The organism is Synechococcus sp. WH 8016 (assembly GCF_000230675.1).
Lineage (GTDB): Bacteria > Cyanobacteriota > Cyanobacteriia > PCC-6307 > Cyanobiaceae > Synechococcus_C.
In genome coordinates, this window is the sequence record NZ_AGIK01000001.1 from 1,062,344 (window position 1) to 1,078,660 (window position 16,317).

At 57.4% G+C, this 16,317-nt stretch carries 14 protein-coding genes; 7 read left to right on the forward strand and 7 right to left on the reverse strand.

Translation table 11 applies throughout. The features are described from left to right. A complete protein-coding gene (gene ilvB / locus SYN8016DRAFT_RS05730) occupies positions 1 to 1,782 on the reverse strand; it encodes a biosynthetic-type acetolactate synthase large subunit (RefSeq protein ID WP_006853378.1) in 1,782 nt (593 codons plus the stop codon). A gap of 60 nt (positions 1,783 to 1,842) precedes the next feature. Next, positions 1,843 to 3,018: a ferrochelatase gene (gene hemH / locus SYN8016DRAFT_RS05735; RefSeq protein ID WP_006853379.1), complete on the reverse strand. Its 1,176-nt coding sequence runs from the start codon at positions 3,016 to 3,018 to the stop codon at positions 1,843 to 1,845. A 72-nt stretch (positions 3,019 to 3,090) separates the two neighbouring features. On the opposite strand from hemH, the gene SYN8016DRAFT_RS05740 reads away from it, so the two are divergent. The 6 genes from SYN8016DRAFT_RS05740 to SYN8016DRAFT_RS05765 all read left to right on the forward strand — a co-directional run bounded on the left by SYN8016DRAFT_RS05740 (position 3,091) and on the right by SYN8016DRAFT_RS05765 (position 8,214). Further along, the gene (locus tag SYN8016DRAFT_RS05740; RefSeq protein WP_006853380.1) at positions 3,091 to 4,272 is read left to right on the forward strand and encodes a site-specific integrase; all 1,182 of its coding nucleotides are present in this window, start codon (positions 3,091 to 3,093) and stop codon (positions 4,270 to 4,272) included. Then, positions 4,272 to 4,937, forward strand: coding sequence for a class I SAM-dependent methyltransferase (locus SYN8016DRAFT_RS05745; RefSeq protein WP_006853381.1), 666 nt, complete (start codon positions 4,272 to 4,274; stop codon positions 4,935 to 4,937). Before SYN8016DRAFT_RS05740 ends, SYN8016DRAFT_RS05745 begins: the two co-directional genes overlap by 1 nt. Next, positions 4,934 to 5,653, forward strand: coding sequence for a cob(I)yrinic acid a,c-diamide adenosyltransferase (gene cobO, locus SYN8016DRAFT_RS05750; RefSeq protein WP_006853382.1), 720 nt, complete (start codon positions 4,934 to 4,936; stop codon positions 5,651 to 5,653). Before SYN8016DRAFT_RS05745 ends, cobO begins: the two co-directional genes overlap by 4 nt. Positions 5,654 to 5,822: 169 nt before the next feature. After that, positions 5,823 to 6,530, forward strand: a complete 708-nt coding sequence (pyrH, locus tag SYN8016DRAFT_RS05755; protein WP_006853383.1) for a UMP kinase — start codon at positions 5,823 to 5,825, stop codon at positions 6,528 to 6,530. Positions 6,531 to 6,538: 8 nt separating this feature from the next. Further along, positions 6,539 to 7,087 carry a ribosome recycling factor gene (frr, locus tag SYN8016DRAFT_RS05760; RefSeq protein ID WP_006853384.1) on the forward strand — a complete coding sequence of 183 codons (549 nt, stop codon included), beginning with the start codon at positions 6,539 to 6,541 and terminating at the stop codon, positions 7,085 to 7,087. Further along, entirely contained in the window at positions 7,084 to 8,214 is a 1,131-nt protein-coding gene (locus tag SYN8016DRAFT_RS05765) for an NAD(P)/FAD-dependent oxidoreductase (protein WP_006853385.1), read from the forward strand. The genes frr and SYN8016DRAFT_RS05765 overlap by 4 nt, the downstream gene beginning before the upstream one ends. Here the strand turns inward: SYN8016DRAFT_RS05765 and SYN8016DRAFT_RS05770 are convergent. From SYN8016DRAFT_RS05770 to SYN8016DRAFT_RS05790, 5 genes are all read right to left on the reverse strand, one after another. Beyond that, positions 8,211 to 9,725, reverse strand: a complete 1,515-nt coding sequence (locus SYN8016DRAFT_RS05770) for a deoxyribodipyrimidine photo-lyase (RefSeq protein WP_038013846.1) — start codon at positions 9,723 to 9,725, stop codon at positions 8,211 to 8,213. The genes SYN8016DRAFT_RS05765 and SYN8016DRAFT_RS05770 overlap by 4 nt on opposite strands. A gap of 171 nt (positions 9,726 to 9,896) precedes the next feature. Then, positions 9,897 to 11,069: a transaldolase gene (locus tag SYN8016DRAFT_RS05775; protein WP_006853387.1), complete on the reverse strand. Its 1,173-nt coding sequence runs from the start codon at positions 11,067 to 11,069 to the stop codon at positions 9,897 to 9,899. 54 nt (positions 11,070 to 11,123) lie between these two features. Continuing rightward, on the reverse strand, positions 11,124 to 12,935 hold the full coding sequence (locus SYN8016DRAFT_RS05780; protein ID WP_006853388.1) for a penicillin-binding protein 2: 1,812 nt from the start codon (positions 12,933 to 12,935) through the stop codon (positions 11,124 to 11,126). 4 nt (positions 12,936 to 12,939) lie between these two features. After that, entirely contained in the window at positions 12,940 to 13,395 is a 456-nt protein-coding gene (locus SYN8016DRAFT_RS05785) for a hypothetical protein (RefSeq protein WP_006853389.1), read from the reverse strand. 87 nt (positions 13,396 to 13,482) lie between these two features. Next, positions 13,483 to 14,862 carry a CPBP family intramembrane glutamic endopeptidase gene (locus SYN8016DRAFT_RS05790; protein ID WP_141561383.1) on the reverse strand — a complete coding sequence of 460 codons (1,380 nt, stop codon included), beginning with the start codon at positions 14,860 to 14,862 and terminating at the stop codon, positions 13,483 to 13,485. 124 nt (positions 14,863 to 14,986) lie between these two features. Here SYN8016DRAFT_RS05790 and SYN8016DRAFT_RS05795 point away from each other — a divergent pair, with 124 nt between their 5' ends. Continuing rightward, the gene (locus SYN8016DRAFT_RS05795) at positions 14,987 to 16,315 is read left to right on the forward strand and encodes a histidine phosphatase family protein (RefSeq protein WP_216725581.1); all 1,329 of its coding nucleotides are present in this window, start codon (positions 14,987 to 14,989) and stop codon (positions 16,313 to 16,315) included. Positions 16,316 to 16,317 lie beyond the last annotated feature (2 nt).

A 16,317-nucleotide genomic window follows, 5' to 3' on the forward strand; every position in this document is an offset into this window, starting at 1 on the left:
TCATCTGGAGTCCTGGGCCAACTCAGGATGGGAGGGAAGACCCACCATCTGCGCATTGCTGGCACCTGGTGGAACCATCGGATAGCAATTTTCTCCGCGCCTGACATGGACATCAATCAAGGTTGGACGAGGGGTCGCAAACGCTTCACTCAGCTTGCTGTGCAGATCATCTCGTTCGGTGATCTTGACGCCATCAACCCCAAAAGCCCTCGCTAAAGCACTGAAGTCAGGCATGCCATTGAGCATGTCGGATGCTGAATATCGCTCGTTGTAGAAGCTTTCCTGCCACTGCCGAACCATTCCCTGCCAGTGGTTATTCACAATCACAACTTTCACAGGGAGTGAATACTGCGCCAGGGTTCCAAGTTCCTGAATGTTCATCAGGATGCTTGCATCACCAGCAATGCAAACCACTTTCTGATCCGGGAACGCCACCTGCGCCCCGAGAGCCGCTGGCATTCCAAATCCCATCGTTCCCAGCCCAGCACTGCTGATCCAACAACGCGGCCCATTGCGCAGGTACTGCGCAGCCCACATCTGATGTTGGCCTACATCGGTCGTGATGATGGCGTCACTGGCCAGATCCCGGACAGCCAACAACACTTCTTGCGGAAAGATCGCTCCCTCCTTGGCCGGGATGGTGAGCGGGTAAAGCTCCTTCCAGGTGTTGATCTGTTCCAACCAAGACGCGGTCCTCTGCTCGGCGGAATGCTGGAGACTCTGATCGACAAGCTTCGCCAGACCTAAACCCACATCACCGAGAACGACCACATCGGGGCGCCTGTTTTTCCCCACCTCAGCAGGATCAATCTCAAAATGAATGACCTTGGCCTTGGGAGCAAATGTGTCGAGCTTGCCTGTCACCCGGTCATCAAAACGAGCCCCAACGGCGATCAATAGATCGCAGTCTGTGACTGCGAAATTGGCGTATGCCGTCCCATGCATCCCCAGCATGCCTAAGGCGAGAGGATGATTCTCGTCAAAAGCGCCCTTCCCCATCAACGTGGTGGTCACCGGGATCTGGAAGCGCTCCGCCAAGACTTGGAGGCTGTCATGGGCCCCTGCGCTCACCGCACCACCCCCGACGTAAAAGAGGGGACGACTCGATGCACGAATCAACGCAAGCGCCTCGTTCACCGCCTGAACCGAAGGCTGGGCTGGCTGCCTGAACCCAGGCGGATGGATCGATCCGGGTGGGACTGGGACGTAATCGAATTCTTCTTGACCGACATCTTTTGGGATATCAATCAGCACGGGGCCAGGGCGTCCTGACGAGGCGATCAGGAAAGCCTGTGCAACCACGGAAGCAAGATCAGCTGGGTCACGAACCACCCAGGAGTGCTTCACGATTGGCAAGGTGATGCCGAAGATATCTGTTTCCTGAAAAGCATCCGTGCCGATCGCTGGCCGAGGCACTTGCCCTGTAATCACCACCATGGGAACAGAGTCCATTTGGGCCGTGGCAATGCCCGTCACCAGATTGGTGGCTCCAGGGCCAGACGTTCCAAAACAAACGCCAACGCGACCCGTAGCACGGGCATAGGCATCGGCCGCATGGGTACCACCCTGCTCATGACGCACCAAAATGTGCTTCAGCCAGCCTTCGCTTTCGGCGATATGCAGAGCGTCATAGATCGGCAGGATCGCACCGCCCGGGTAGCCAAAAATGGTGTCGACGCCATGAAGCCTGAGGGCATTCATCAAGGCGTGGGCGCCGGTGATACGGCGTTGACCGTTCCAATCCAACGCATCCGCGGCCGTGGGAACGGATGTCAGGGTCACGGCTGCCTCACAGGGATCTGACCCTAAAGATTAAGTGGCCGTCTAACCAATTGGCACTGTTTAAAGCAAACCAACAGCATGCAGTGGGCCATGGCCACTGATCAGCTCGAGAAGGAAGGCAGAAAAACCAACCATGGCCAAGCGTCCATTCCAAACTTCCGAGCTGTTGTTCCAACCCCACTCCCACTTTTCCTGGGGATAGAGCTTCACGGTGGTGGGGAGTTCGGCCGCCTGGTCGAGATTCACCTCAGGCCCCTCAAGGCTGGCAACAACTAAATCAGCCAATCCAGCAATGAAAGGTGGATAGGTATCGAGGGCCCTCACCCGTCGGAAATTCACGACACCTGACTCGGTCGCGAGTTCGCGGTACTCAATATCAATTTCCTCGAGCGTTTCAATGTGCTCGCTCACAAAACTGATGGGAACCACCACGAGATCTTGCGTCTTCGCCCGGCCGAGATCTTCAAGGGCTTCCTCGGTGTAAGGCTTCAGCCATTCCACCGGCCCAACACGGCTTTGATAGGCCAGGGTGTGGGGATTGGAGTGACCAACAATGGCCTCCAATTCAGCCATGATCAAAGCGGTGCAGGCTTCAATTTCCTGCTGATAGGGATCGCCGGCTTCTTCCACGTAGCTCTTCGGAACGCCATGGGCACTAAAAAAGATGTGCGCGTGTTCGACGTCGTCGCTGGCGCGGACCTGCTCGGCGATGAGCTCAGCCATCGAGCGCACATAGCCCGGATGGTCGTACCAACTACGAATACAACGCAAAGGCAACGCCTCAAAGCGTTCATCCATTTGGCGCAGGCGTTGCAGCTCCCGGAAGCTCGAGCCGCTGGTACTAATTGAAAAATGGGGATAGAGGGGAAGAACAACCACCTCATCAATGCCATCAGCCTTGATATCAGCAACGGCCGACTCGGTAAACGGGTGCCAGTAGCGCATGGCCACATAGCTGGTCGCGTCCACTCCACGCTGGCGTAACAGGCTCTGAAGTTCTCGCGCTTGCTGCTCCGTGATTCGGCGAAGAGGAGAGCCTCCACCAATGGAGCGATAGGCCTCCTGCGATTTACTGCTGCGCAACGTGCTGATCAACCAAGCCAGCGGTTTTTGCAGAATCGGATTGGGCAGTCGAATTATCTCTGGATCTGCAAACAGGTTGTACAGAAAGGGGCCAACATCCTGAATCCGTTCTGGACCACCCAGATTGAGCAGAAGAATGCCAACCCGAGCCATGGAAGTTTCTTTGTTTTGAGGGGTTGAGCGTAACTCCCATCAACGTCATGGTGACGCTGTCTTTACAGGGTCATGAACTTCGACACCGCGATCGCGGCCGCTAATGCGGCCTTGGCCGAGCAGGGCTGTGGTCTTCGTGTGGAGCGACGCGGGCAAAAACTCAATCTGCGTGGACGGCTGCCATGCCGTCAGCAACCCAACCAATGGAAAACCCAGCGCCTGAGTCTGGGACTGGTGGCCGACCTGAATGGGTTGAAAGAGGCGGAACGCATCGTGCAGCTTGTGGAGCTGCAATTGCACCGACAGCTTTTTGAATGGGACCAATGGTTACCGAAGCAAAAGGTTCAGCAGAACAACAACCCACCGGGCACATCCACCCCATTGGCCCACCCCCTAGAACGCGATCTAGAGACCTTTAAACAAGCATTTTTCGCCGACCCCCGGCGGCGGCGCTCCCCAGCGGGTAGCCGCACCACTTGGAGCGGGGCCTACCAGCCCTACCTCCGACGCCTCCAGGCCTTGGCTCTGGAACAGCACGCATCCCTCACCCCTGACCTATTACTGCTGACCTTGAACAGCTATCCCGATGGAAGCCGAAGTCGCCAACAGTGTTCCACGGCCCTAGGAGCACTCGCCCGTCATCAAAACCTGCCGCTACCGGATGCCTGGCGTGCAGAAGCGGGGGGATACGGCCTGCACCGCGCTCGTTTTCGGCAGTTGCCCAGCGACCAGCAAATTTTGGAGGCCATGCTGCGCATTCCCAATCCGGGTTGGCGTCTTGTTTACGGACTGATGGCCACCTATGGACTGCGCAACCATGAAGTGTTTTTTACGGATGTCTCGGCTTTGGCGGAGGGAGGGGACAGGGTCATCCGCGTCCTTCCCACAACCAAAACCGGTGAGCATCAGGTTTGGCCCTTCCATCCAGAGTGGGTGGACCGCTTCAACTTGACGCATCTCGCCTCAAAGGCCGCGGCCCTGCCGCCGGTTTGCACCGATTTGCGCCACACCACGCTCCAACAAGTTGGACGGCGTGTGGCAGAGCAGTTCAGGCGGTACGACGTTCCCCTTACGCCCTACGACCTTCGCCATGCCTGGGCTGTACGCACCATCCACATCGGACTTCCCGATACCGTTGCCGCCAGGATGATGGGACATTCCGTGGCGATCCACACCCGCACCTATCACCACTGGATCACCAGACGAGATCAGCAACAGGCCGTCGATGCAGCGCTAGCAAGGAGAGAAGCCTGATGACATCCCCCCTTCGCCAACTGGCCTATCGCTATCGCTGGATTTATGACACCGTTACAGGGATCTCCGCGCTGAGTGTTGGAGGAGTCGACCAACTGCGCAGCCTTGGGCTCTCAGCGCTCGATCCCGTTCTGCCCAGGGGGGCCAAGGTGCTCGACTTCTGCTGTGGTTCAGGAGAGGCGGCAGCGCCATGGATCGAAGCCGGGTTTCAGGTCACGGGCCTCGATGTCTCACCCAAGGTCCTAGAACTCGCCGCCACCCGTCAGCCGCTCCTGACCTGCATTGAGGGGCTGGCAGAAGCTCCGCCCTGCGCACCAGCCAGCTTTGATGCCATTCAAATCAGCCTGGCGCTGCATGAATTCCCTCGCAAAGAACGCCAACAGGTGTTGCTGTCCTGTTTGGAATTGCTGAGACCAGGAGGCTGGCTGGTGGTGGTGGACCTCCACCCGGCTGGTCCATTTTTGAAACTTCCCCAACAACTGTTCTGCGCTTTGTTTGAGACGGAAACGGCCATGGCTTTGCTCGAGGACGACATCCCCAAGCAGTTGCGGGAGATCGGCTTTTGCAACGTTGAGCAGTCTGTGCTGGCCGGAGCGGCTCTCCAGCGCATCACAGCGCGCTGCCCTTCCAGCGGCATGCTGGAGACAACTGGGGAGATGTCATGAGCTCGGATCCAACGTCAGCAGCAAAGTCATCGCCTGTGGACCCATCAGCCTTAGACCCATCAGCCTTGGACCAATCAGCCGAATCCCTGGGCATGGGCGGCGATTTGGCTCCAGAGAAAGACGCCGATGCTTACCGAAAGCGCATGGCACGCCGTCAAGACGTGCAGCGCCAACGGGTGTCTGAACGCAGTGTTGAAAAGGGATTGGTCTTGGTCTTCACCGGCCACGGCAAGGGCAAGACCACTGCGTCTCTTGGCTTGGCCTTACGGACCCTGGGGCACGGGCACCAGGTGGCTGTTGTCCAATTCATCAAAGGAGGCTGGGAGCCTGGAGAAGCCAAAGCACTGAAAGCCTTTGGAGATGCCTTGAGCTGGCATGCCCTGGGCGAGGGTTTCACCTGGGAAACCCAAGATCGAGAGCGTGATCGTCAGCTGGTGCAAGCGGCTTGGGAGACCTCGCTCTCTTACCTCAGAGACCCCAAACAAAAGCTGGTGGTGCTGGACGAGGTGAATGTGGCCTTGAAGCTTGGCTATCTCGAACTCGATCAAGTCCTGCAAGGCCTCGATGAACGGCCTGAGCTCACCCACGTTGCCCTCACCGGCAGAGGCGCCCCCGAAGGACTGATTCAAAGATCCGATTTGGTGACGGAGATGTCCCTCGTCAAACACCCCTTCCGAGAACAGGGCGTCAAAGCTCAGCAAGGAATCGAGTTCTAAGGAATCGCTTTTTAAGGGATCGCGCTCTAAGGAATCGCGTTTGGAACGGGCCTTCCACAGTGATCTGGTTGCCCTACGCACCCATGCGCCAAGGCAACGTCAGAAGCGAATTAGCTTTCTCGACCCCCCAAGAACAGCCTTGCTACTGTCCTACAGACAAGGATGTTGAATGGCCTACGCGCGTGCCCTCCTGAAGCTCAGCGGTGAAGCGCTGATGGGCAATCAGGGCTACGGAATCGATCCAGCAATTGTTCAGGCCATCGCCACCGATGTTGCCAAGGTTGTTGCCACTGGCACTCAATTGGCGATTGTTGTTGGCGGGGGAAACATTTTCAGAGGCTTGAAAGGTTCTGCCGCAGGCATGGATCGCGCCACCGCTGACTACGTCGGCATGCTCGCCACCGTGATGAATGCCATCACCCTGCAAGACGGACTGGAACGAGCCGGCATTCCCACTCGCGTCCAGACCGCCATTGAAATGCAAGAGGTCGCAGAGCCCTACATCCGTAGGCGCGCGATGCGCCACCTAGAGAAAGGCCGGGTGGTCGTGTTTGGAGCAGGTTGTGGCAATCCCTTCTTCACCACCGACACCACGGCGGCTTTACGGGCGGCCGAAATCAGCGCTGATGTGGTGTTCAAAGCCACCAAGGTTGACGGTGTGTACGACAAAGATCCCCATCAATTCCCCGATGCCGTTCGTTACGACTCCTTGACCTTTCAACAGGTGCTCAGCGGAGAGCTCGCCGTGATGGACAGCACGGCCATCGCTCTTTGCAAAGACAACAATATTCCCATTGTTGTTTTCAATTTATTTGAACCTGGCAACATCGGCAGAGCCGTGGCCGGGGAACCCATCGGTTCTCGTATCAGCAACTAGTCATCGTCATGTCGAACTCCGATCTCGAAGCCAACATGCGCAAGTCGGTGGAAGCCACCCAGCGCAACTTCAACACCATCCGTACCGGCCGAGCCAATCCTTCGTTATTGGATCGGATCAATGTCGAGTACTACGGCGCCGATACCCCCCTGAAATCACTCGCGTCTCTCTCCACTCCCGATTCGCAAACGATTGCCGTTCAACCCTTCGACATGGGATCTCTGGCACTGATCGAAAAGGCAATCGCAACAAGTGACCTGGGCTTTACCCCAAACAATGACGGCAAGGTCATTCGCATCAACGTGCCACCACTCACAGAAGAACGACGCAAAGAGTTCTGCAAACTTGCCGCTAAATACTCAGAGGAGGGAAAAGTGGCCTTGCGCAGCGTGCGCCGAGATGCCATCGACAAAATCAAGAAACAAGAGAAAGAGGGAGAATTATCAGAAGATCAAAGCCGAGATGAGCAAGATAAAGTTCAAAAAACAACCGACCGGTTCATCGCAGAACTTGAAAAACACTTAGCTGATAAAGAGGTTGAAATCCTCAAGGTTTGAGCACCACTGACTTTGCTGTCATCGGAGCCGGTGCGGCCGGCTCCAGCGCGGCCTTCCACTTAGCCCGCTTAGGGCATCGCGTCACCATCCTGGAACGCGACCCATCAGAGCGAGTCAAGCCATGCGCTGGTGGGATGGCGGCCTCCGTTCAGCAGTGGTTCCCCTTCGACCTTCAACCAGCTGTTGATGACGTCATTAAACAGGTTGATTTCAGCTGGTGTCTTACCGATCCCGTGGTCGCTGAACTTCCAGGCTCTGCACCCTTCTGGATCGTCAAGCGTGAACGGCTCGACGCACTCTTGCTCGAGCAAGCGATCGCTTTAGGGGCAGAGCTGAAGCGACCCTTCGAGGTCACAAACCTTCAGCCGTCTGACAACCATTGGCTTGTTCACAGCAAAGACAATGAAGTGCTCGAGGCCAAAGCCGTGGTTCTGGCTGATGGCTCAGGTTCTCCCTGGCCCACACGCTTGGGGATCGGCCCACGAGATCTGCACATGGCCAAGACGCTCTCCGTTCGACTCGAAGGAATGGGGACCTTGCAACCAGGCACAGCGAGGTTTGAATTTGGGCTCGTCCACCATGGTTTCGCCTGGGCGTTCCCACTGGCGAACGGCATCAATGTGGGTGTTGGCACGTTTATTGGACGTCGGGCCAGTGACGCGGAAGCCGTGCTCGAACAACTCCTACCAGATCTGGGATTTGCCTCCACAGCCGGACTGCGACAGACCGCGGATTTAAGAGTTTGGAATGGCCACACACCTCTCCACGGCAAAGGGATCGTGGCAGTCGGTGATGCCGCATCGCTCTGCGACCCCTTCCTTGCCGAAGGCCTCAGGCCATCACTGATGAGCGGCTGCGAAGCAGCCGTGAGTCTCGATTCTTGGCTCAACGGAACTGAGCCTGACCTCTCCAACTACACAAAGCGCATGCGCGAACGCTGGGGTGATTCGATGGCTTGGGGGCGTCGCATTGCTCAAGTGTTTTATCGCTTTCCAAACGTGGGCTATCAACTGGGAATCAAGCGCCCCACTGCCCCGCGGCGCATTGCCCAAATTCTCTCTGGTGAGATGGGCTACGGCGACATTGCCCAGAGGGTGATCCGCCGCTTGCTGCTGCAGAGAGGTTAAAGATCAAGCGTGAGTTGTTGGGAATCATCAGGCGCAGGGTTTCGCCGTCGTCGACGGCGACCCGAACCCATCGGCGATAAGCCTGAACGTCTCGACCCGTGGCGCTGCTGAATGCCATCGGCGATGGCAGAAAACCCAGAGCGCTCCCTGATCGCCCAAATCCTCTGCTTCGCTTCCCGAGCCGCAAGCGCAGGTTCCACCATGGGCAGGGGGTAATCCACTCCAAGCTCAAGCCCGGCCTGGCGTTGCGCTGCCATCGATAACTTCCACGGCTCATGCACGTAGACATCAGGGACCAGATGGAGTTCAGGAAGCCAAGTGCGAATGAAGGCACCCTTCAAGTCATGGTCTTGCCCCTGTTTGATCGGGTTGTAGACCCGCACCGTATTGATGGCCGTGCTGCCTGACTGCATCTGGCACTGGCTCCAGTGGATCCCGGGCTCATAGTCCACAAACTGTCGCGCCAGATGAAGGCCGCTATCTCGCCACGGCAACCAGAGGTGGTAGCTGGCAAACGACATCAACATCGCTCGCATCCTGAAGTTGATCCAACCGTGGGCCCGCAAGGCGCGCATGCAGGCATCCACGAAAGGCACTCCAGTCCTTCCCTCCGCCCAGGCGGCAAGCCGCTGATCATCAGCGCGGCGCAACCCCCGCATGAACGGATGAAAATCTTCGAATTCAATCGCTGGCTGCGCTTCAAGCTTTTGGATGAAGTGGCAATGCCAATGCAGGCGTGACTCAAAGCTGCTGATCCCACGGCCGCTAAAGCCACGGCTTGTTTGGATCACCTCCCGCATCGAGAGACACCCCCACGTGAGATAAGCCGAAAGACGCGAACAACCAGTGAAGGCCGTATTTGGGCTGGAGATGGAGCGTGCATACCCGGGCGCGCGATGTTCGAGGAAATCGTTCAGCTCCAGCAAGGCCATGGAACGTCCGCCGCTTTGACGATGCGGGCATGGATCGGCCGCCAACGCCGGGTGGGGGCGCTCAGGAATGAGGCCAGCCTCAATCCCCTCAATGGATGGCAGTCCTAACGGGGAAGGCGTGATCGGCTCGGCCATCTGCGCTTCCCAGCGTTTGGCCCAACGATTGCGCGACCGCAGCCGGCGGATCACCCCAAATTGGGGGATCTCCTTCCAAGGGATCCCGTGCTGCCGGCACCAGCGGGCGACTCGTTGATCGCGCTGATACGTCCAACCATTTCCGGTTTCTTCATGGCTCCAGAGCCCATCAAGACCAAATTGACGATGGGCCCGCTCGAACACCTCCAACACATCACCAGTGCGCACCAGCAACGGCTGGCCGAGCTGCGCAAGAGCGAGGCGCAAATCCAACAACGACTCTCGGCAAAACAACCACTGCCGCTCGGAGGCGTCTGGCTGCTGCCACAACTCGGGCTCAACGACATAGAGCGGCAACACTGGCCCCCTGAGCAAAGCCTGCTGCAGGGGTTGGTGGTCCTTCACCCGCAGGTCTCGCTTGAACCAAACAAGCTGGAGCGCCATGGAAGCCACCCCCCGAAAGACCCGCTGAATGACCCTAACGATTGCGTAGGAACGCAGCGAGCACTGTTGGCAGCCACTGTTGCAAGCTTCTGTTGCAAGCTTCTGAATTGGCACGCCTCCACTCCAAAGAGCAAAGGCGTGCATGCGGTCTGAAGCCTTAAACCAGCTTGATCAAACAGCGGTTAAGGACAAGGCACCACCGAAACCCAAACGCACATCATCGGGGGTCAAACGACCGTCATGATCTTGATCCAAGGCATCAAAGACCGCATCACTTCCCAACCATTCATCGCGGGTGATGCAGCCATCGCCGTTGAAATCGTTCAACAGGAAAATCTCTTGAACGGCATGGCTGAACGCTGAGCCACCCTCAATCTGAGCCAAACGGTGAGCAAGCTGCTGCTCGAGAGTTTCGATGGCCTTGCTGAAACCTTTGATGCCTTCGCTGAGCTTGTCCGTGGCCATTCGATCGTCGGCCATCATCGAAATGAAACGCTGCTGGTCAACGTTCATTCGCGCAGCGACAGGGGGGAGATTGGCAGGATCGAGCTTGCGAACCAACGAAGCATCACTACTGCGCAATTGATCCAGCAATTTCGGAGAAATGGTCAAGAGATCACAACCTGCCAGCTCGGTGATCTCATCGAGATTGCGAAAGCTCGCTCCCATAATTTCGGTTTTGTAGCCGTAGGTCTTGAAGTAGTTGAAGATGCTGGTAACTGAAATCACACCAGGATCTTCAGGACCTGGATAGGAATCGCGGCCTGTGTCGGCCTTGAACCAATCCAGAATCCGACCAACAAATGGCGAGATCAAGGTCACGTTTGCTTCAGCGCAGGCCACAGCCTGAGAAAAACCAAACAACAGGGTGAGGTTGCAATGGATGCCATCCTTCTCAAGAACTTCAGCCGCTTTGATCCCCTCCCACGTGGAGGCAATTTTGATCAAGACACGGTCGTTACTAATTCCTGAGTCGTTGTAAAGGCGGATGAGCTTCCGACCTTTTTCAATGGTGGCCTCGGTGTCGTAACTCAAGCGAGCATCAACCTCCGTTGAAACTCGGCCAGGCACAATTTTGAGAATTTCCTTTCCGAATATCACGCTGATTTCATCGAGTGCTTCATGCACCACTTGCTCCACCGGAGCACTCTCACCTAGAAGCCTGCGGGAGGAACGCAAGGCTTCATCAATGAGATTCTCATAGGCAGGAATCTGGGCTGCAGCAAGGATCAGGGAGGGATTGGTGGTCGCATCACGAGGAGTGAAACGCCTGATCGCCTCGAGATCACCCGTATCGGCCACCACCACTGTCATGGCGGAAAGCTGCTCAAGGAGGGTGGCCATGGCGCACTTAAAAATCTATGAATTCAACGTAGCGACGATTTTCAAACTGACAGCTCAAGGAGGAGATGTGTCCGTTTGTGCAGATTTAACCTGACCACTTGGTGGGATTTTTTCAATCACCAGCAGCCCATCAATGATGGATTTAGCCACAGGCAAAGCCACAGTTGAGCCATAGGCGTGGGCCCCTTGTGGTTCATCAACCACCACAAGCACCACATAGCGAGGGTCCTCAATCGGCAGCGTTGCGACAAAACTGCAAATCAAAGCCCCAGGGACATACACACCATTCACGGCCTTTTGCGCCGTTCCTGTTTTGCCGCCAATGCGATAACCAGGGGTGCGCACCCCCTTACCACTGCCTTTTTCCACCACAGATTCCATCCAATTCAGAACCGTGCGCGTGACCTCTGGGCGGAGCAAGGTCTGCCCCATGCGCTCTCCGCTCGGAGCCAAGGCATGACCGGCCCGCAAACCACGGGTGATGTGAGGGCTCACCAACCTCCCGCCATTCGCGATCAGTGCATGGAGTTGAACAAGCTTTAGAGGTGTCAGCGAGAAGCCCTGACCGAAGGCCGCGGTCGCTGGCTCGATGGGCTGTGTGGTGAATTGTTCCTTGGTCTTCAACTGACCTGCCACCGCCCCTGGAAGGTCTGTATCCGGCTTCGCATCGAGCCCAAGCCGACTTAACCAGTCCCAGTAATTAGAGGGGCGCATTTTGCGCATCGCCTGGACCATGCCGACATTGCTTGACACCTGCAGCACGGTTGCAAAGTCCACCACCCCATTGCCCTTGCGGTCGTGGTTGCGAATCGGCCAGCCACCAATCGTGAGGGCGCCACTGTCGTAAACCGTCTCATTGGGTTGGATGACACCTTCCTGAAGCGCTAGTGCCAAATTGATTGGTTTAAAGGTCGATCCAGGTTCGTAGAGATCTTGAACAGACCATTCCCGAAAACGCTCTGGCTTGAAGTCCCAATAACGATTCGCGTCATAGGTGGGCGTTGAAGCCAGCGCCATTAATTCGCCATTGGTGACATCCATCACGATCGCCACCCCCTTTTTGGCTTTCCAGGTCTTGACCTGTGCCGTCAGCGCCTTTGCCGCCAGTTCTTGCAAGCGAGCATCCAAGGTGAGCTGCAATCTCAGGTCATCCCCAAAAAACACGCCCGGCGCCAGGTTGTCTGGCAATGGGGTTCCATCGGCTCCGCGACGGAGACTTCGGGCCTGCTCGTGACGCTGCAGGTCATCGTCACGACTTTGTTCCAGACCCGCCTGGGGCTGACGCTCTTGGTTGAGGAAGCCAACAACATTGGCAAAGAGAGATCCCTGCGGATAGACGCGGTAGGGATAGGGCTCCAGATCGATGCCGCTGATTCCTAAGGAACGAACGGTTGTCGCCGTTTCAGGGTCGACACCCTCAGCCAACTTGATGCCCGACGAGCTGTCTCCCATCCTTTTGTTGAGCTCGTCCGTGGAGAGAGCCAACACCGGAGATAGGCGTGCAGCAACCTCTTTGCGGTCGCGAATGAGGGTCGGCTCGTCGCCAGGAAAGTTGAAGTACCGAGGATGAGCCCAAAGTCGATAGCGCTCCTCGTCTAAGGCCACAAGCCTGCCGTTGCGATCCACAATCGGCCGACGGCTGCCCAGGGGCTTGGTGCGTTGCGTTTGCACCACGCGGGCCCGCGCCTCCAACTCAGAGGCTTGAAAAATCTGTAGCCAAGCCATACGCCCGACCAATCCCACTAAGCCTGCACACAGCAGGACAAACACCACCTTCATGCGACCGGCGGGCACCGGCTCAAGACGAATCACCCTCCGTCGTTCGCGACGTGTTTTGGAGATCGAGCCTTGCCGGTTGGCTGGCATCTGATCAATACCCGTGATGAATTGAACGATCCATCAAGGAGCCGATGAAAGCCAGATGATCGTGGGATCCAGCGGACGCCTCTTGATTAGGACGTTCGATGTACAGCAATTTTTCAGCGGTCGTCGGCACCATCGCCGTTGGCGTCTGGGTGCGATCGAGGAGATAGCGCTCAAGCATGGCAGTGGACTCCGTCAGTCGATGACCCACACCTCGCGTGTCCTCCAAGCGTTGAAAGGCGACCGTCCAGCGGTATTGCCAGTGAAGGGTGAGTCCACTGAGAGCCAAAACAGCGGTGAACACACCAATCAAACTGCCATCGGCGACACGATGAAGGCCAGCCAGCAGGGGCGAGCGGCGTGCAACACGCTTGGCAGACAGCGAACCCTGAATGAGCTCGAGGGCGCCAGTGGCTGAAACGTGTTCCTGTGGAGCAGGTTGAATTTGGGGAACCGCGACCACGTTGAACGAACAGGGCAATGCGCCAGTGAACCACCCGTATGGTCCGCCCGCAAGGCAGAGATGTCTTACAGCATCAGGGAAATCATCTCAACTGCCAAGCAGGACAAGATTCAGGAAGGTGACACCGTTCCAGAGAGCATGCATCACCACACAGGGGAGGAGACGACCACTGCTCAAACGCAGCAATGCCAACCCCAAACCAAGAACCAACAAGGGCAGCAATTCACCAATACTGAGGTGAGCAACCGCAAACACAAGGGCGCTACCGAACACGCTCCAACCCCGCCCGAACGAGCGACCTAAAACGGGCAACAACACCCCACGGAACACCGTTTCTTCAAACAGCGGGGCTAACACAACCGCGGTGATGGCCAACAGTGACAGGGCCAACGGATCCCTGCCGTTCAACACCATTTCCAGCAATGGATTGCTGCCTCCCTGATCCCCGATCAGGCGAGTCATCAACCAACCGGTCAACACCACCGGTGGCATCACCATCAACCAGGCGCGACCACCCTGAAACAGAGCTGTCCACCATGGGCTCACCCGCCACTGCAGCCAACCTCCTGCAGGCACCAGCCGTTGATCCAATCCATCCAGCTGGCTCTTGAGGATGAGCAACGGAGGCGTCGCCAAAGCGCAATACCCAATCAACACAGCCACCGACTGGTTGAGAGGGGCCGCCATGCTGCGAGCCACCAAGGCTGAGAGAGGGGTCACAAGCAGTGGAACCAACACCTCGCCCAGCACCACAAAACCACCAGCGATCAGCAGCACCATGTCAACCAAGCCAAGGGGAGGGGCTTGCAGCTCAGGCCAGGAGGATTGCTTTCGGCGCACAAGCAACCAAAGCTGACGAACCAGCAGAAGAGAACCCAACAACAACGCCGCGAGCGGCATCAGTTCACTCAGAACAAGACGTCGAGCCGCAGCCGTGGCTGAAAAGCTTTCAACACAATCAGCCTCGGCCCCTCCCAGGGCCTGACACACCAGACGCCGCGTTAAGGGATCAGGGCTGTTGTCCGACAACAGGTCTTGGTCCTGAGAGGAGAGGTCACGGGGGAGAGGCTCGGTGGCCAGGCTCTCCTGAAGGGTCCGAAGCTTTGGGGTCTGGAGTGGAGTCTCCAGAAGGGTTTTGCGACGCTCCGGATCATTTTCGAGCGAGGCAAACAAGAGGGTTTGGCGATCGCTGAGACTGTCGAGAGGGGTGTCTCTCAACGTTTCAAGCAAGCTCTTGGCCGGATCTTGACCCACCAGCAGCGGTTTAAGCGCTGGCGTCAACACGGGATCGGCCAACAACGCCAGCTCCTGCTGCTCCAAGGACAAAGCTGGAGCCACAGAAGGTCGCCCGAGGCTGTCCATCAAGCCGAGGAACCAAACGCTGCAAGCCAGCACCATCGAAACGACAGCCAAAAGGACTTTCCACTTGGGCACTGCGTTTGAACGTCCGTTCAGCGGGCTGGTCAACAGACGATGGGCAACTGCAAACGATTCTCTCCGGCGATGGGCTACCAACGGCCGATTTTGACCATTTCGGCGTCTGAACGGACCGTGCGCCCATACGATGACCGCGCCTTTCCCTCTTGTTGCGGTGTCACTGCGTCTCCTCCTGGTCCGCCACGGCCTGAGCAGCTTCAACGTTGAGCGCCGCATCCAAGGGCGTAATGATCTATCAACACTCACCGCGATCGGCGAAGACCAAGCGCGGCGCATAGGCATCGCCTTGGCCGACGTGCCGATTGATGCGGCCTACAGCTCACCGCTTCAACGGGCTGCCTCCACCACAGCCGGCGTGCTGAGCGTGCGACAAGACGGGCTGACTCCCGTGCTGGATGACGGACTCCTGGAAATCGATCTTGAGCCCTGGAGCGGACTCAGCGCCGATGAACGGGCCATCAAGGATCCAAAGGGCTACGCCACCTGGCGCCAACAACCGGAAGCCCTCGAACTCACCCGCGCTGATGGCACGCGTTACCAACCGCTGCCCGAGTTGATGGTTCAGGCGCGTGCCTTTTTAAAAGGCCTGTTGGATCGGCATCCGGTCACCGGCGACGACACCGTTCTGGTCGTGGGTCACAACGCGATTCTGCGCTGCTTGATTCTGGTGTTGCTGGGCGAACCCCAAGGAGGCTTCAGACGGCTCCGCCTCGACAATGCATCCTTGTCTGTGTTCAACCTCTCACCAGGGCCTAACGGTTACCAAGTGCAGATCGAATGCTTGAACAGCATTGCCCACTTAGAACCAGCGCTGCCAGCCAAGGGCAGCCAGGCGCGTTTGATCCTGGTCCGCCACGGTGAAACGGATTGGAACCGGCAGGGGCGTTTCCAGGGACAGATTGATATTCCGCTCAATAGCAACGGCCATGCCCAAGCAGAGGCGGCTCGCTCCTTCCTCGAGGGGGTGACGCTGGATCGGGCCTACAGCAGCTCGATGTCTCGCCCCAAAGAAACCGCTGAGGGGATTTTGAAATCGCACGCCGGCGTGCCGCTCACCGTGACGGATGGCCTGATGGAAATCGGTCACGGACTGTGGGAAGGGAAACTGGAATCCGAAATTCGAGAGGGCTGGGAGGCGTTGCTCCAAGCCTGGAAGGACGCTCCCGAAACCGTGCAAATGCCCGAAGGGGAAACCATTCAAGACGTCTGGGAACGCTCTGTGGCCTGTTGGAACGCGATCGCGGATGGGCTCGATCCGTCGGAGACAGCCTTAGTTGTGGCGCATGACGCCGTGAACAAAACAATCCTGTGTCATCTCTTAGGCCTTGCCCCCAAAAACATTTGGGCCGTGAAACAAGGCAACGGTGGCGTCACAGTGATCGACATGCCCGAAAATCCCAGCCAACCTGCAGTGGTGAGTTGCCTGAATCTCACGTCCCACCTCGGTGGGGTTCTGGATCGAACAGCAGCAGGAGCCCTGTGAAC

Excerpts from the sequence above, each read along its gene's own strand:
- hemH (WP_006853379.1), bottom strand. The coding sequence starts at position 3,018 with ATGGCTCGGGTTGGCATTCTTCTGCTCAATCTGGGTGGTCCAGAACGG.
- SYN8016DRAFT_RS05740 (WP_006853380.1), top strand. The coding sequence starts at position 3,091 with ATGAACTTCGACACCGCGATCGCGGCCGCTAATGCGGCCTTGGCCGAG.
- SYN8016DRAFT_RS05745 (WP_006853381.1), top strand. The coding sequence starts at position 4,272 with ATGACATCCCCCCTTCGCCAACTGGCCTATCGCTATCGCTGGATTTAT.
- cobO (WP_006853382.1), top strand. The coding sequence starts at position 4,934 with ATGAGCTCGGATCCAACGTCAGCAGCAAAGTCATCGCCTGTGGACCCA.
- pyrH (WP_006853383.1), top strand. The coding sequence starts at position 5,823 with ATGGCCTACGCGCGTGCCCTCCTGAAGCTCAGCGGTGAAGCGCTGATG.
- frr (WP_006853384.1), top strand. The coding sequence starts at position 6,539 with ATGTCGAACTCCGATCTCGAAGCCAACATGCGCAAGTCGGTGGAAGCC.
- SYN8016DRAFT_RS05770 (WP_038013846.1), bottom strand. The coding sequence starts at position 9,725 with ATGGCGCTCCAGCTTGTTTGGTTCAAGCGAGACCTGCGGGTGAAGGAC.
- SYN8016DRAFT_RS05775 (WP_006853387.1), bottom strand. The coding sequence starts at position 11,069 with ATGGCCACCCTCCTTGAGCAGCTTTCCGCCATGACAGTGGTGGTGGCC.
- SYN8016DRAFT_RS05780 (WP_006853388.1), bottom strand. The coding sequence starts at position 12,935 with ATGCCAGCCAACCGGCAAGGCTCGATCTCCAAAACACGTCGCGAACGA.